The organism is Cupriavidus sp. 09_S30 (assembly GCF_056930435.1).
Map to the genome: position 1 here is coordinate 337,679 of NZ_JBXOWI010000002.1, position 15,486 is coordinate 353,164.

A 15,486-nucleotide genomic window follows, 5' to 3' on the forward strand; every position below is an offset into this window, starting at 1 on the left:
AAAGTCGATGGAAGGTCAGGCCTGGGTTTGTCCAAGGCGATTGAGCACGACGTCGAGCAATACTTCCGCGCCCATGACAAGTTGGTCGTCATCCGTGTGCTCGCGCGGGTTGTGGCTTACGCCGCCCTTGCTCGGGACGAAAATCATCGCGGCGGGGGCGATACGTGCAATCATTTGCGCGTCATGCCCCGCTCCGGACGTCATGCGTCGGTTGGTAAAGCCGAACCGGTTTGCAGAAGCCTCAATGGACGCCACCAGGTCAGCATCGAACACCACGGGCTCGAAGCGCGCCAATCGCTCAGTGCTGACCTTCACACCTTCTTCCTGAGCCACTTTCTCCAGGAACTCCGCTAAGCGCTGCTCAGCCTGCTTGAGTCGCTGTTCATCCGGGTCACGAAGGTCGACGGTCAGCGTCGCGCGGCGCGGGATGACGTTGATGACATTCGGCTGAACGCTCAAGCAGCCAACGGTAGCCAGAGTGCTTCCATTGGAGGCAAGCGAGAGCTCGCGCAGGAAAGTCACGATGGATGCCGCCACCAAACCTGCGTCATGCCTCAGGTGCGTTGGCGTCGTACCAGCGTGATTGGCATTGCCCTGAATGGTTACCTGCTGCCACGAGATGCCCTGAAGGTTCTCGACCACGCCGATCTGGATGTTCTCGGCTTCCAGAATCGGGCCCTGCTCGATATGCAGCTCCACGTACTCATGTGGGACGATGGCACCGGGTTCCAAGTCTCCCGCGTAGCCAATGCGTGCAAGTTCGTCGCCGAGCCGCGTTCCGTCCGTGCCAACGGTTTCGAGCGCCTCGTCAACAGAGAGCCCGCCAGCATAGACAAGCGAACCCATCATGTCCGGCTGATAACGGATGCCTTCCTCGTTGGTAAAGGCACCAATCATGATGGTACGAGTCGGCGCAATGCCTGCCTCCCGAAATGCCCGCGCTACCGCCAACCCGCCCAGGACGCCGTAGCAGCCATCCAAGGCACCGGCGTTCGTCACCGTGTCGATGTGCGAGCCCATCATCAGAGGAGCTTGCATGCCGTCGTCGGTATCTGAGCGGAGAACACCAAATACGTTTCCGATGCGGTCTATTACAACCTCAAGGCCCAGCTCTCGCATCCAACGTACGAGCAGATCGCGACCTGCCTTCTCAACCTCGGTAAGCGCAATGCGGGTGCGGCCGCCCACGTCCGGGTCGGCGCCGACTTCCCCAAGCTCTTCAAGCTGACGCAACAAGGCAGCACCGTCCAGGCGAATCCGGCGCTCCTTGAGTGGGTTGTTTGGCATTCAACGTCTCCATTCACATGACATTCACCTCCTCACCATCTGCGAGGCGCGGGCGCAGGAGGATGACTCCAATACTAGTGCGTTGCTGCGCAACAGACTTCCGCTTTGGCCCGGTGGCACGCAACAGTCATGCGTTATGAGCATCGCATTCACCAAATTGCTGCGTGTGGCGAATGCGGTGTGTCGAGAAGCCGATTTTGGTGAGACACCATCTGCGCGATGGGTGAGCACGATTGAGATCAAAGACACTACGTGCCGTAGCAACCGTTGCGGCTGCTGGAAAGTCCGGGAGAATCTTCAGCTCTGCAAGAATCAGCCGATTGTTGGGAGCTCGCAAGACGGGGCTACGCGCAAATGATGCTCGCCCGCAGTACAGGATTGGTCTCTGACGGCGTTAGGCTGAGTGAGCGCGCTGCCTTGAACAGGCTGCCGTTCTCATGCACTTTGACGAAAAGCTCAGGTTTGGAGAGCGAGCTCGACAAGCGCATGCGAATCACCGTGACGCAGATGTCGATGTCCGACTATTGCAGAACGCTCATCGCGTAGAGCTGCCTTGCGCCCGAGAGGCAGACTTCAGACTGGCCTGGTATTGACGCGTTTCCTGCCAGAATGCCCGCGCGACAGGCGAAAGGCGGCTCTCATTCAGGCATACCAAACCGATTCGCCGGGATGTGCCGGGCGCAATTGGGCGGAAAACGGTGCCGTTGTACTGATCCGGAAGTGCAAGCTTTGCAAGGACGGAAATCCCCTTTCCGCTTGCTACCAACTCCAGTATTGACATCAGCTGCAGCAGTTCGTACGTTACCCGCGGGCGTAGTCCGCTTCTGGCGAACAGCTTGGTGACCAAGGCTTGCGATCCTGCACGTGTCAAGATGAACGGATCTTCGGTCAGGTCCTTGAGTTGGACAATCTCCGATTTTGCCAGTGGGTGGTGCGATGGCAGCACGGCGACAAGCTCGTCGACAGCAAGAGTTTGTGAGTCGAAGTCTGGCTTTGGCAGCGTGACTGCAGCAAGCTCCAAGCGACGCTCGATCAGGTCTCGCGACGTCTGTTCATCTGGCTTCTCAGTGACCACAATGTCAACGCCCGGGTACCGGGCCTTGAATCGATCGAGGATGGGAGGAAGGACCCTTATCGTGGCGCTAGCGCCGAACGAGCCCAAGCGCAGCAGCCCGGTCTTCAGTTCGGCGCCGGCCAGCGCCGTAGCCTGGATCAACTGAAGAGAAGCAAAGACATCGCGAACATGCGGGAGAACATGCTCACCGGTATAGGTTAGCGCGACACCCGACGCGTTGCGATCGACCAGCTCTGTGCCGAGTGCGGTCTCCAATGCGCGAAGTGCGTGACTGGTTGCGGAGGGGGACATGCCAAGCTTTGCGCCGGCGCCTGCAATTCCGTCTGAGGAAACCAGTGCTAGCAAAAGCTCGAGCTGCCGGAGTGTTGGTGAAGCCATACCGGATTGTCGCGCCATTGATCCCACCTTCAATCATTCAGAAGTTCGTTGAATTCTATGGCTCACGTCTTGTCCCCGCAAGTTCGTCGAGCGGGATCTTGAGTTGATATGAAATTCAATTGAACATGAAGTTCATGAGTTCTACGATTGGTCACAGGACGCCGCGGCTGTGAGGACGACGGCTCGGCTGTCGCAGATTCGTAGTAGGTCGAGGATTCCAGAAGGCTGGCTACGAAACTCATTCTGATAAGGAAGGAAACCGACAGATGTCAGCGCATGCAATACAGGACTCCTACCCCGAAGAGTTTGCGCACTGCTATGGCTGCGGTGCGAGCAATCCGCACGGACACCATCTGAAGAGCTATCTGGTTGGTAGCGAGACGATTGCCAGGTTTACCCCGGAACTCAAGTACAGCGGCGGTGTTCCCGACCATGCCTATGGCGGGATGATCGCGTCGCTTCTCGACTGCCACGGGGCCGCCTCTGCTGCAGCCTTTATGTATCAGAAGGAGGGGAGAGAAATTGCCGATAGCTTGCCCCCGCACCGCTTCGTGACAGCATCGTTGAAAGTTGAGTTCAAGCGCCCCACGCCGCTAGGTGTTGAACTCGTCGTGAAGGGGGCGCTCCGTTCGTTGGAGGGGAGAAAGGCCTGGATCGATCTGGTGCTTACTGCTGGTGAGCACACGTGTGCCGTTGGCGAGATGCTGGCAATCCGGCTGCCGGACCGCGCCGACGTTTGATACGACCTTGCAGCGCGGTCTACTTGAACCCCCACTGATGTCAGCTTGCGCCGCGATCTGCATGCTCATCCTGAACTCCAGTATCAGGAATACCGTACGGCAGACAAAGTTGCAGCCTACCTGAGCGCCCTTGGCGTACCTTCAGATTCTAATTTGGGGCACCTCAGAAAGAAGCCGAGTTTCCGGAGTGATCTTCCTTCTGAGGTGTCAGTCATTCTGGTCAAATGTCCCTGAGTTCTGCCTCATTGGAATAGCCGGAAATGAAATCCTTCCGAGCGCCCGTTGCTGGATCGAACACGTGACGGGAAATTCGTCCAATGTCACCCCCGTAGACGTGAATGCTCACGGAGACCTGGTCCTCGAACACGTTGTAAACTCGATGAATGTCGCATGTGCTAGGCGAAACAGTATCGACGTGCCCTGGTAGGAGCTCTTCAATACCAAGGCAATGCATTGGTTTTCCATCTGCATCGGCCTCAAATCGCTCACTCCTTTCCGCGCCCCGCAGCATTCCGATTAATGCCCAAACGGTATGGTTATGGATTGGCGTCCGTTGGCCAGGTCCCCATACAAAACTGACAACCGAGAATCTACTCTGTGGGTCACGATAGAGCAGATACTGCTGATAATACTGGGGGTGTGGTTTTGCGTACGCCTCCGGAAGCCAGTCGTCCTTGCTGACAAGATCCCCGAGTATCTGGGTGCCGCGTTCAATCAGAAACTGTTCGTTGCCTTCTGCAAGTTCAATCAAGCTGGTGAAATCGCGAGTGAATTTCTGAAAGCGGTCTGGAAGATTGGTGAGCATATTTGTCTCCTTGGGAGGTGCGAAAGTATTGCCTCTTTTTGAGCGATGATAATTTCAGGGGTGATCATCTTCAATTGAAATTGTTTTCAATTGCCCTTCACAGCTTGTTGATCGATCTGTGTCGGCGGTTGGCGCAGCTTGAAGTGCCTCTGAAGCGTCCCAGAGAAAACGCTCACCTCTGTGGGAGTTCGTCGCTTGCAGGCTTGAGCCAGATGCGCAGGGCGAGGAGCGCAAGGGATTCTCGACGCCTTACTGCGGAGACTGGTACGGCCCACTCACTACGGCGTACGGACTGTCCTGGAGGAGTGGGAGTCCTCTTTACTTTTTGTGCTGGCGAGTCATCCGCGCGCAAGCCGCGAGTCACATTTCGGATGTGCTGGTGGCTCATCTCATTGAAATCAATCTCAATTGAACGTGAGAAACATGAACCCTATGATTGCTTCCTATTAAAGCAAAGGAGAAGACGGTGATCGGTTCGTGTCAGTTTTGGTCGAGTTCGGCGTCAGTAACGATTTTCACATCACAGGCTGATTCGGTAAGTTCCCATGGTGGTGTGGCATGAAATCCGAACAGACGATGGCGCTGGCTGGCATCAAAGTTTTAGACCTTTCCCGCATCCTGGCCGGCCCCAGCGCCGCACAACTCCTTGGCGACCTGGGGGCGGATGTAGTCAAGGTTGAGAAACCGGATGAAGGGGACGACACGCGAAAGTGGGGGCCGCCGTACGTATGTGGAGTGTCCGGGGAAGAGACGGATGAGAGTGCTTACTACCTCTCTGCTAACCGGAATAAGCGGTCCATTGCCCTCGACATCAGTACGGAATCTGGGCAGGAACTTGTACATCGTCTGATCGCGCAGGCCGACGTCCTAATCGAAAACTACAAGGTTGGTGGACTGGCCAAGTACGGCTTGGCGTATGAGCAGGTCAGGGCCCGATATCCTCGCCTGATCTATTGCTCCGTCACAGGATTCGGGCAGACCGGCCCCTACGCGAGCCGGCCCGGCTACGACTTCTTGATCCAGGGCATGGGCGGCATCATGAGTCTCACGGGGATGCCTGACGGCGAGCCCATGAAGGTAGGTGTCGGTATTGCCGATGTCATGACGGGCATGTATGCCACGGTCGGGATCCTGGCAGCGCTGCAGCATCGGAAGCGAACAGGTGAGGGGCAGCACATCGACATCTCCCTCCTCGACACGCAGATATCTTGGCTCGTCAACGCCGGGACCAATTACCTGACCGACAGGCAAGTCCCCGATCGGTTGGGTAACGGCCATCCGAATATCGTTCCGTACCAGGTGTTCTCGACTGCAGACGCGCCGATGATTCTCGCCGTCGGCAATGACGCGCAATTCAAGCGCTTTTGCCAGGTGGCTGGCATGGCGCATCTGGCATCCGACGAACGCTATGCAAGCAACCCGATGCGAATCCGAAACCGTGCGGCGCTGTGCGAGTTGGTTGAAAACGTCCTCACGAAACGAACCCGTGCGTCATGGCTACAGGAACTCGATGCGGTCGGGGTTCCATGTGGGCCGGTGAACAATTTGGAAGATGTGTTTGCGGACCCGCATGTCGAAGCGCGCGGAGCCGAGTTGCGCATGCCTTGCGAATGGGCGCAGGGCGGCGAGATTCGTCTTCTGGCCAATCCTCTCAGGATGTCAGCGACCCCACCGAGCTACAGGCGGTCGCCTCCGCGGCTCAATGAGCACGCGGGCGAAGTGCTGGCGGACTGGCTGGGAAACAGTGAAAAAAACTAGGAGCATTCTATGTACGAACTTACCGCTGAACAGTCGAAGCTGCAGAGCCAAGCCAGGGAACTGGCGCAATCCGCGTTCGCTCCCACTGCCGCCGAAACGGACCTTACGGAGCAGTACCCCTGGGGCAATGTCGCGCAACTGCGCGAGGCGGGCTTTATGGGCATGACGTTGCCCAAGAGCGTGGGAGGTCGAGGCCTTTCGTACCTGGATACAGTGATCGTCATCGAGGAGATGGCGAAGGCCTGCGCCACCATGGGGCGAATTGCCGTCGAGGCAAACATGGGCGCTATCGGGGCGATTGCGAAGTACGGCACCGAGGAGCAACTGAAGTTGGCGGCAAGCCTGGTTCTTGCTGGCGACAAGCCGGCCATCTGCATTTCGGAGCCAAACGCAGGCAGTGCCGCCAGTGAGATGACAACGCGTGCTGACAAGAAGGGCGATCACTACATCCTCAACGGCGAGAAATACTGGATCACCGGCGGCGGCGTATCGAAGCTGCATCTGATCTTTGCACGCGTGTTCGACGATGGTGTGGAGCAGGGTATCGGTGCATTCATCTGTGTGCGAGACAACGATGCGCCGGCCGAACTTGTGGTGGGCCGCAGGCTATATGCCATGGGGGTTCGTGGAATTCCAGAGACGCATCTTGAGTTCCATGATCTCAAGATCCACAAGTCGATGCTGGTGGTGCCGCCTGGCGGCCTGAAGCGTGGCTTCGCTTCACTGATGACCGCCTACAACGCACAGCGCGTCGGTGCGGGCACGGTGGCCCTGGGCATTGCGCAAGGCGCGTTCGAGGAGGGCACGGCCTACCTCAAATCGAGGCATCAGTTCGGTCGCCCGATCGCCGAGTTCCAGGGGCTGCAGTGGATGTTGGCAGACATGTCTACCCAACTCGAGGCTGCGCGACTGCTGTTGCGTTCTGCGGCCGCCAGCGGCGCAGAGTTTCCGGATATTGATAAAGCAGCCAGGGCCAAGATCTTCGCTGCCGAAACCGCCAACAAAGTCACCAACGACGCCCTCCAATTCTACGGCTCCTCCGGCTATGGCCGCCACAACGCGATGGAACGTCACGTACGGGACGCCCGCATGTTCACTATCGCGGGTGGTACGGCACAAATTCTGCGCACGCAGCTTGCCTCCAAGCTGCTCGGCATGAAACTGCCGCAGACGCGTGATGGCTATCTGAAGGCGGCGCAGGGCAGCCCAGCCTGAGAAGAAAAGAGTCATCGCAAAAACGATAGAGAGAGGAGACAAACGATGAATCGTCGGCAAGCTGTGCTTACCCTGGCCGCGACGGCGCTGGCACCCTTAGCGAGGGCCCAGGGCAGCTACCCTTCTCAAGTGGTGCGGCTGGTTGCGCCGTTCGCGCCAGGAGGAACGGTGGATATTCTGTCCCGGGCCATCGCGGAGGAGATGGGGCGTGAATTGGGGCAGACGATCATAGTGGACAACCGAGGAGGGGCTGGCGGAACGATCGGCGCCGACATCGTCGCAAAGGCACAGCCCGATGGTTACACAGTGCTCTTCGGCGCTGTCCATCATGCAATCGCGCAGTCGGTCTACCCGAAGCTCGGCTACGACATCCGGAAGATGACGCCGATCGGCCTGCTTGGGCGGGTCAACCATGCTGTCATTGTTACGAAGTCGCTGCCGGCGAGGAACGTGCAGGAGCTGATTGCCCTTTTGAAGGCTTCTCCCGAGAAGTACAGCTATGCCACGCCAGGGGCGGGCACGATGCAGCATCTGATGACCGAGCTGTTCAAAAGCACTACCGGCACGAACATGATGCACGTACCGTACCGGGGATCCGGCCCGGCGATAGTGGATCTGATCGCGGGAACCACGCAAGTGATGTTTGAAACCATGCCCTCGGCATTGCAACACATACGGGCTGGCAGTGTGCGGGCAATCGCCGTGACGGCGTCCCGCCGCGCGAGCTATCTGCCGACGGTTCCCACGATTGCGGAATCCGGTGTGCCCAACTATGACGCCACGAGTTGGTACGGTCTCTATGCTCCTGCCAACACGCCACCGGCCATCGTTGAACGGTTGAACAAGGCCATCAACGCCGCCTTCAGCAACAAGCGGTTCATTGACCGCTGGAACGGATTGGGGGCAGATGCTGGCGGTGGTACGCCGGACGAGCTTGCCAAGCTCACTGCATCAGAGGTCGATCGCTGGGCTGCAGTGGCAAAAAGGGCAAACATCAGACTGCAGTAACGCTGCAAGGACACCTGCGAGGCTTTCGCGGATCCATTGGCACAATGCCGCGAAAGTATATGCCTACGGTGGCACATCCCCATCTTTGCTACCTCGCTCGATACCCTGATACACATGCGCTTTGCTTACGTCGGTGAACCGGGTGGGCGGCGCAGAGATGACCAGTGGCCCCTCGCTGCCTGGGTGTCGTAAGGAAGCGTGCGCGCCGGCAGCACCTCCTCGCCGTCCTGGTCGGTATAAGCAGCCAGCGAGATCGTCCTGGTGGTGCGACCCAAAATCTAACGTCTCCACCTTAAAAAAGCGAGAGGGCGGTTCTATGCTAAAGGCTTAGGTTTCCGCAACCGCAGGAATCCGATGATGCCATTCCTCCGTGCGATCCGCTATCTGCGCTTTGGGACTGTCAGCGAAGTTCGGCCTGGTTTCAGTCAGCGCCTATTTGTTGTCGGGCGTGGCTTGTACCCAGCTGGCGCTGAAGATCAATCGGAAAATCGGGACCAGGATTAACGCAGGGGAACTTTCGCTTGACGGCTTGAATGGTAGTCGCCTCCCATGCAACGTAAGCCCTTGCTGAGCCAGCACCCGGAGCTTTCCCCGCTGCGGGTCTACTTGATCGGGCTGGCCCTCGGTTGTGCGACCGGCGTCGATTTCTGGGCGTCGGCGATGATGGGCGTGGCGGGCACCCACATTCGTGGCGGCGTGCATGCTTCGCCGGAAGACTTTCTTTGGGCGATGACATCGTATGCGGCTGCAGCGGTGGTTGCCAATCTCATGCAGCGGCGCCTGGCGTACGACATCAGCTATCGTGGCTTCACGATCGCCGGCCTGGTGATTGCCGCAGCCGGCGCCACACTCTGCGCCCTGAGCCGCAATCCGCTCGAATTGGCCGTGGCTCGAGCGGTGCAGGGATTCGGTGCTGGCGGGCTGTTTGCCGCGTCGCGCATCATCATCCAGCTCAGCGCAGCCCGCGAGGAACGCCGCCCCCTCTTCATCGGCTTCAATATCGGTAGCATGGGCCTGCCGGCAGCGGCACCCTGGATCACCGCACAACTGGTTGAGAGCGCGGACTGGCAGATGGTCTTCGTGCTTCAGGCGGGGATCGCCCTGGTGACGTTGATCTTCGTTCTGGCCACCTATCCACCGCGGCTGACCGCGACACTGTCGCCTTGGGATGTCCAGTACCATGCGATGGACTGGATCACCGTGATTCTGTTCGGCGCGGGTGCGCTCACTCTGTTGCATGGGCTGGGGGACCTGCGCTTTTACGAGCTGGCGAGCTCGCCGGGGGTAGCCTTGACCCCAATCGTTGGCTTGGCGTTCTTTGTCTTAGGCTTGCTCCATTTGCAGCGGCATCCCGATCCTTGGCTCAATCCAGCGCTGTTGCTGGGCCGCCGCTTCCTGGTCGGACTCTTCTTCTACGCGATCTATTACTTCCTGAATGGCTTGTGGACCTATGTGATCTCCACAATGCTGCAAAGCGGATTGGGATTTACCTTTCAGACCACGGGCACTGTCTTGAGCACCACCTCCGTACTCGGTTTCACGGCGGCCGCAGCATTCACGTTCTGGGGTACTGCCTTACCCGGTACGAGGCGCTATATTGCGCTGGGCTATCTGATCTTCGCGCTTGCGGCGTGGCTGCTTTCACAACGAATGATGCCGGGGGCATCGCTCGATGTCATTCTGCCGGTGCTGGTGCTGCAAAGCCTGACTCTGCCATTCGTTCTGATGCTCGTCGCCGGGTTGACCTGGGCGGAGTTCAGTGTGGACGACTTTGCCCACGGCTACCAGTTCAAGAACATCGTACGCCAGATCGCCTCGGCGGCTGGCACCGGACTCGCGAGCCTTTGGTTGCAATATGACGAAGTCATGGCGCGAACGCAGTTGATAGCCAAAGTGACCCCGTTTGAATTCCCGGAAGGGATAGAGCCAGCAGAACTGGCTCGCCTGTCGCGCCTGATCGATCAGCAGGCGAACCTCATCGGTACCGGAAACCTGTTCGTATTGCTGGCATTCGCCTGTGTTGTCATCGCCATGATCGCCGTCTTGCAGCGTGCCTTGAAGTAGAGCGAATCCCATCGCAGGCCGGTGGCGCGTAGCATCCCCACGGCGTTTCGGCGAGCTCCAGGAAAGGGGAAAGGAGGGCTATGTAGCCGGCTTCGGACTTCCCTGCTCGGCAAGCAGATGTACGATGGCATGCAGCGCGACGGCAAGGCCGTTCTCAGTGGAGTTGCAAGTGCCGGCGGTGGGCAAGACGCCGGTGCTGGCGAGGAAGAGGTTCTCATGGTCGTGAGCGCGCGACCACTTGTCGCAGACCGATGTGGCGGGGTCGCTGCCCATGCTCAGCGTGCCGCAGATGTGCTGGTTGTTGTCGAATTTGTCATCGGGACTGAAGCGCAGATTCGTGCCGCCCATCAGCTCGGCGATGCGCTGGAAGTCCTGTTTGCCGCGCTGGTGCCCCCTGCGCGTATAGTCGTCGATTGCATAATGCGCCTGGGGCTTGGGGATGCCCATGGCATCCTTCTGGTCGCTCAGGGTGATCCGGTTTTCCGGGTGTGGCAGCACTTCCAGTACCGTTTTCACGCTCATCTCGCGTGCCGCGCTGTACCGCAATTGCTTTTCGAACTCTACGCCGTAGACTCCCCTGCTGATCAACGACTTGGTGGCGCCGTCCACCCGGGAAATATTGGTGAAGTCAAGCCGGTAAGACGCATGGTCAGAGCGGAATGCGCCGTCGCGCATGGTGTTGATCGAGACTGGGGCTCTGGGGGCCCCGCCCAAGCCACAGGTCCTCGTCCGCATCAAGGGTGAGCGATGTGCTCGGGTGGTCCATCAGATTCCGACCGACCATATCGCTGCTGTTGGCCAGCCCCTTGGGGAACTTGTCGCTGGCCGACAGCAGGAGCAGGCGTGGGCTTTCGATGCCGTTCGCAGCCACGATGAAGGTCTTTCCGGTGACGCGATGGGACTTCTTGTCAGGGTCATAATAGAGCGCCGCCGCGATGCGACCCTTGTCGTCATGCTCCAGTTTGTAGACATTGGCATCCGTCAGAATCTTGACGCCGGCCGCCTCCGCCGAACGCGCCGCCACGCCGCCATTGTATTGCGCGTCGATCGGACAGATCGGCTGGCAGCTATTGTTGCCGCAGCAGGGCGGCCGGCCATCGTAGGTGCGGCTGTTGCGCGCAGTTGTGTTGCTGACGACCTCGTAGGCGGGCGCTAGGCGCTCGCGGATGCGGCGCATCGCCCAAGGCTCGGCGACCGGATCCATGGGGAAGGGCTTGCTGCGCGGTGATCCGGTGTTGGGCGCGCCGGACACCCCCATCAACTCCTCGGCTTCCTGATAGAACGGTTCGAGTTCCTCATAGGTGAGCGGCCAGTCGACGCCCACCCCGTACAAGCTGTGGATCCTGAAGTCATTGGGGACATTGCGCCACGCATGCGCGGCCCAGTGCCAACTGGTCCCGCCGTACTGACGAACATACTCTGCCGGGTATGGGTAAGGCCCTGCCTGGATCAGATAGCCATTGTCCTTGGGCTGGTAGATCGGATGCGGCGCCCAGGGCGCCGGAGGATAAGGCGACATCCAGTCGCTGCGACGGGTCGAGTTGCGAAAGCGCGCGACGATTTCTGCCCGGGTGACACGCGGCCCCGCCTCGAGGATCAGAACAGAGGCCCCGGCCAAGGCGAGCTTGCGGGCAGCCAGCGAGCCGATGATGCCGGAGCCGATGACGACGAAATCGGCGGAGGACGGGTCGGACATGGACAACTCCAAGGGTAAGCTTGCCTAAGCGGGCTTCTTGGCCCAGCTTCCGTACACGCCATAGCAATAGGTCGGAGGCTTCAATACATCCCCGACGATGGCGGCGTTCAATGCGTCCTCATAGGCCAGCGCGCGCGCCTTTTCGCCACTGCCGACGATACCGAGGAACCAGGCGGTCGCGATCTTGCGAGGCAAGGGTGCCAGCGGCGACTGTTCGGCGTCGAGTATCTGCTGCAGTTGCATTGGATCGATCTTGCGCTCGTTGATCAGGGCCAGCAGTTGCCGATTTGCTGCGGGAAAGCCAGCGTCTTCCTCGACGAGCGCGGTGTAGAGCCGCTTGGCCAGGGCGCTATCGAGTGTCTGGCGACCCGCGATGATGGCCGATAGCGCGATGAATGCACCCTGGTCGCCGTCCGTTACCGGCTGAGCCAGCGCCCACGGGATCAGAGAGGCGGCATAGGCGGACAGCAAGCCCGCCAGCACCGCGCGACGCGCCGGATCGGGCCCGCCATGGGTGGCTAATATGTCTTGTTGGTCGTTCATCACAACCTCCGGATCGACGAATTCAGAAGGTGTGCAGAATGCCGAGCATGCCGACGAACTGATTGCCGTTCGAGGATGGCGACCCGTTCTGCGAGTCCCCCACGGTTGCCGTTGCGTCGACGATTTGAGAACTTCCGGCCGCGCCGAGGGTTTTGCCGCTGGCATGCTGGTAGGCCTGCAGGGCATACAGGGCTGTGCGCTTGGACAGGTGGTACTGCTCCTTGAGTGCGATCTGGTGGTAGCGCGCGGCATCGCTGATGCCGTTCGATCTGCTCGCGTACGTGTAACTGTAGCCGGCGGCGATATCGACCTGCGGGGCGATGTCATAACGGGCAATAGCCCCGTAGGTGTTGAACACGGCCAGGCCGCTGAATAGCGAGTTGCTGCCCGGCTCAAAGCGGATATTGGAATAATTCAGTCCGACCTGGAATTTGCCAATCCGGTATAGGCCAGCTGCCGCAATATGCTGGACCGAGCTGGCCGACACGAAACCAGTGGTGACGGAGGATGAGCCAAAGCTGCCGCTGGCATTGGGGTCGAACGCCGGGACGTTTCCGGTGTTGTACATACGGATATAGCCAACACCGATGCCGACCGGGCCGCTTTCATACTTGGCCGCAGCGCTGACCGAGCTGCCAGCCTGCATGCGCCCGGGAATTTCCCCGAAGGCATATTGTGCGCCGACGCTGAATCCCGAGAATGACGGGGAGACGTACTGGACGGAATTATTGAAGCGAACCGTGGTGTCAAAGCCGTCGAGATCTCCCGGGTGGGCACCGGTCGCACCCGTCAGCATCGTGACCGGACCCAGCGGCCCGAGAAACTGATAATAGGTGGTGTATTGCCGGCCCAGCGTAAGGGTGCCGAAGCGCGCATCCTGCAGGCCGACGAAGGCCTGGCGGTTGAACATGAGCCCGGCACTGGATTGCTTACCGGTGTCGATGTCGTATCCCTGCTGCAGGTCAAAGATCGCCGAGAGCGTCCCGCCCAGCGGTTCTTCGCCACGGAAACCGAAACGCGACGCCGCGTTGTTTCCACTGCGGGTGTAGAAGTTGTGGCTTCCGCCCTGGTTGCTCGCATAGACCAGGGCATCGTCCGCGACGCCGTACAGGGTCACGCTCTGGGCGGAGGCAGCCGAAGCCACGACGCACAGCAGCGGGAGAGACACAGCGTTGAGCAGGCGATTTTGTCTCATCATTTCTCGGTCTGGTTGCCCCGGCTGTCAGGCCAGGCCCGGTGGGACTGCGGATCGGCCACTGATACCGGGAATCCACTGCGGTTCACGTCGGCATGGCATCCGTGAACGGGGCGGTCAGGCCTTATGACGCCGTCCCAAGCGGAGCAGCGCCAGCAACACGCCGACGACCACGACCACGCCGACACCGATGCCGACACGCGCAAGGACCACGAGGTTCGATGCCTCACCGCCGGCCCTGAGTGTCTTCACCTGGTCCGCTGTCACTGCAGCCCGCGGGTTGCCGTAGCGCTGCGTCAGGTACGAAGCGAGGGTGGCGATCTGCTGGTCGGAAAGCGATGCGGCGAATCCCGGCATTCGCAGTTCGGGCGGATCGAGTTGCCTGTGGACGCCCTCGAGGATCACCATCACAAGATTGTCGGCTTTGGCCCGGCCGAGCGCGGCATTGTGAAACAGCGGGGGCAAGCCGGCGTCGAAGCTTCCCTCTCCATGCGCCTGGTGGCAGGTGGCGCAATGGGCGTCGTAGAGTTGTGGACCCGTCATCCGGTTGAGATCCGCAGGCAGCGCCACGCCACGGACGCTGCCCAGGTCGTCCGCTTTGGCGCCCCGGTCGAACGCGGCACGCGTGTCTGCGGCATCGCGCACGGGTGACACGCTCTTCAAGTAGACGGCGATGGCGTGCAGGTCGGTGTCGCTCAGGTGTCGCAGGCTGTGATCGATGGCTTCGGCCATCGGGCCTGCTGCCTGTGCCTTGCCCTTGGCGCTCCCGCTGCGCAAATAGCGTGCAATTTCCTGCTCGCTCCAGGCGCCGATGCCACTGATCGGGTCAGATGTGATATTAGGGGCGTCCCATGTGCCCACGTCACCGCCGGCCAGGTCCTTCGACTTGTCCTCGGCCATCATGGCGTTGCGCGGCGTATGGCACGTGCTGCAGTGTGCCAGGCCACGGCTCAGGTAAGCGCCGCGATTCCACTCGGCACTCTTGGATGAATCCTGTCGATAGCGGCTGTCATCGAGAAACAGAGCGTTCCAGACGGCCATCGACAGGCGGATATTGAAAGGGAAGGGAAGATCGGTAGCGGGCGGCGCAGTATCCACTGCCGGCACGCCGTTCATCAAGTACGCGTAGAGTGCGGCTGCATCCTCATCGGTGACCAAGGCATACGAGGTGTAGGGCATTGCCGGATAAAGGTGCTGCCCGTCGGCCCGTACTCCTTTACGCAGGGCATCGGTGAACTGCGCCAGCGTGTAGTTGCCTATTCCGTGCGTCCTGGATGGCGTGATATTGGTCGAAACGATCGCGCCGATCGGGGTGGGCAGTGACAGGCCTCCTGCGAACGGTCGGCCGCCGGGCGCCGTATGGCAGGCGACGCAATCGCCGGCGCGAGCCAGGTATTCGCCGCGTTTGACCAGATCGGCGTCAGCGGCGCCAGCCGCGATGGCAGCAGTTGCGCCAAGCCAAGCGACAGCGACCACCATGAAAACCAGCCGATGGGCGTGTCGTAGTGTCGGTAGCGGCAAAAGCACCTGGACTCCCGCATATTGGATTCGACGGGCGGTAACGCAACTGCGACAGCATCTCTATGTTCGTCCCAGACTAGGGAACCTGCTGGATTTTTTCAACCCCGTCTTGACGTGGACGCTCGCTACAAGCTGGTGCGCAAGCTCAAGATCAGCGCCGCCAATGTTGATGTTGGCCACACGCTGGCCGATGTGCTGGAC

Annotated in this window: 11 protein-coding genes and 1 pseudogene; 5 read left to right on the plus strand and 7 right to left on the minus strand. The window is 60.0% G+C overall.

The features are described from left to right. Positions 1-15: 15 nt before the first annotated feature. Complete coding sequence (locus AC1Z3O_RS21700) at positions 16-1,287, minus strand: allantoate amidohydrolase (RefSeq protein WP_483517944.1); 1,272 nt, start codon at positions 1,285-1,287, stop codon at positions 16-18. Positions 1,288-1,822: 535 nt separating this feature from the next. After that, the gene (locus tag AC1Z3O_RS21705) at positions 1,823-2,758 is read right to left on the minus strand and encodes a LysR family transcriptional regulator (protein WP_483517945.1); all 936 of its coding nucleotides are present in this window, start codon (positions 2,756-2,758) and stop codon (positions 1,823-1,825) included. A gap of 248 nt (positions 2,759-3,006) precedes the next feature. On the opposite strand from AC1Z3O_RS21705, the gene AC1Z3O_RS21710 reads away from it, so the two are divergent. Then, on the plus strand, positions 3,007-3,480 hold the full coding sequence (locus AC1Z3O_RS21710; RefSeq protein ID WP_483517946.1) for a PaaI family thioesterase: 474 nt from the start codon (positions 3,007-3,009) through the stop codon (positions 3,478-3,480). A 220-nt stretch (positions 3,481-3,700) separates the two neighbouring features. On the opposite strand, the gene AC1Z3O_RS21715 is transcribed toward AC1Z3O_RS21710, so the two are convergent. Beyond that, positions 3,701-4,285, minus strand: coding sequence for a cysteine dioxygenase family protein (locus AC1Z3O_RS21715; RefSeq protein WP_483517947.1), 585 nt, complete (start codon positions 4,283-4,285; stop codon positions 3,701-3,703). Between the two features lie 558 nt (positions 4,286-4,843). Here AC1Z3O_RS21715 and AC1Z3O_RS21720 point away from each other — a divergent pair. From AC1Z3O_RS21720 to AC1Z3O_RS21735, 4 genes are all read left to right on the plus strand, one after another. Then, positions 4,844-6,043 carry a CaiB/BaiF CoA transferase family protein gene (locus AC1Z3O_RS21720; protein WP_483517948.1) on the plus strand — a complete coding sequence of 400 codons (1,200 nt, stop codon included), beginning with the start codon at positions 4,844-4,846 and terminating at the stop codon, positions 6,041-6,043. A gap of 9 nt (positions 6,044-6,052) precedes the next feature. Continuing rightward, positions 6,053-7,258: a 3-sulfinopropanoyl-CoA desulfinase gene (gene acdA, locus AC1Z3O_RS21725; RefSeq protein WP_483517949.1), complete on the plus strand. Its 1,206-nt coding sequence runs from the start codon at positions 6,053-6,055 to the stop codon at positions 7,256-7,258. Positions 7,259-7,303: 45 nt separating this feature from the next. Beyond that, the gene (locus AC1Z3O_RS21730) at positions 7,304-8,266 is read left to right on the plus strand and encodes a Bug family tripartite tricarboxylate transporter substrate binding protein (RefSeq protein WP_483517950.1); all 963 of its coding nucleotides are present in this window, start codon (positions 7,304-7,306) and stop codon (positions 8,264-8,266) included. A gap of 549 nt (positions 8,267-8,815) precedes the next feature. Next, positions 8,816-10,330 carry an MFS transporter gene (locus tag AC1Z3O_RS21735; protein WP_483517951.1) on the plus strand — a complete coding sequence of 505 codons (1,515 nt, stop codon included), beginning with the start codon at positions 8,816-8,818 and terminating at the stop codon, positions 10,328-10,330. Positions 10,331-10,408: 78 nt separating this feature from the next. Here AC1Z3O_RS21735 and AC1Z3O_RS21740 read toward each other — a convergent pair. From AC1Z3O_RS21740 to AC1Z3O_RS21755, 4 genes and pseudogenes are all read right to left on the minus strand, one after another. Next, positions 10,409-12,026: pseudogene (locus tag AC1Z3O_RS21740) on the minus strand (GMC family oxidoreductase). A 24-nt stretch (positions 12,027-12,050) separates the two neighbouring features. Next, positions 12,051-12,569 (minus strand): sugar dehydrogenase complex small subunit, encoded by a 519-nt coding sequence (locus AC1Z3O_RS21745; protein WP_483517952.1) that lies wholly within the window; start codon positions 12,567-12,569, stop codon positions 12,051-12,053. Positions 12,570-12,591: 22 nt separating this feature from the next. After that, the gene (locus AC1Z3O_RS21750; protein WP_483521901.1) at positions 12,592-13,764 is read right to left on the minus strand and encodes a porin; all 1,173 of its coding nucleotides are present in this window, start codon (positions 13,762-13,764) and stop codon (positions 12,592-12,594) included. A 117-nt stretch (positions 13,765-13,881) separates the two neighbouring features. Next, positions 13,882-15,243 (minus strand): c-type cytochrome, encoded by a 1,362-nt coding sequence (locus AC1Z3O_RS21755; RefSeq protein ID WP_483517953.1) that lies wholly within the window; start codon positions 15,241-15,243, stop codon positions 13,882-13,884. Between the last annotated feature and the right edge of the window lie 243 nt (positions 15,244-15,486).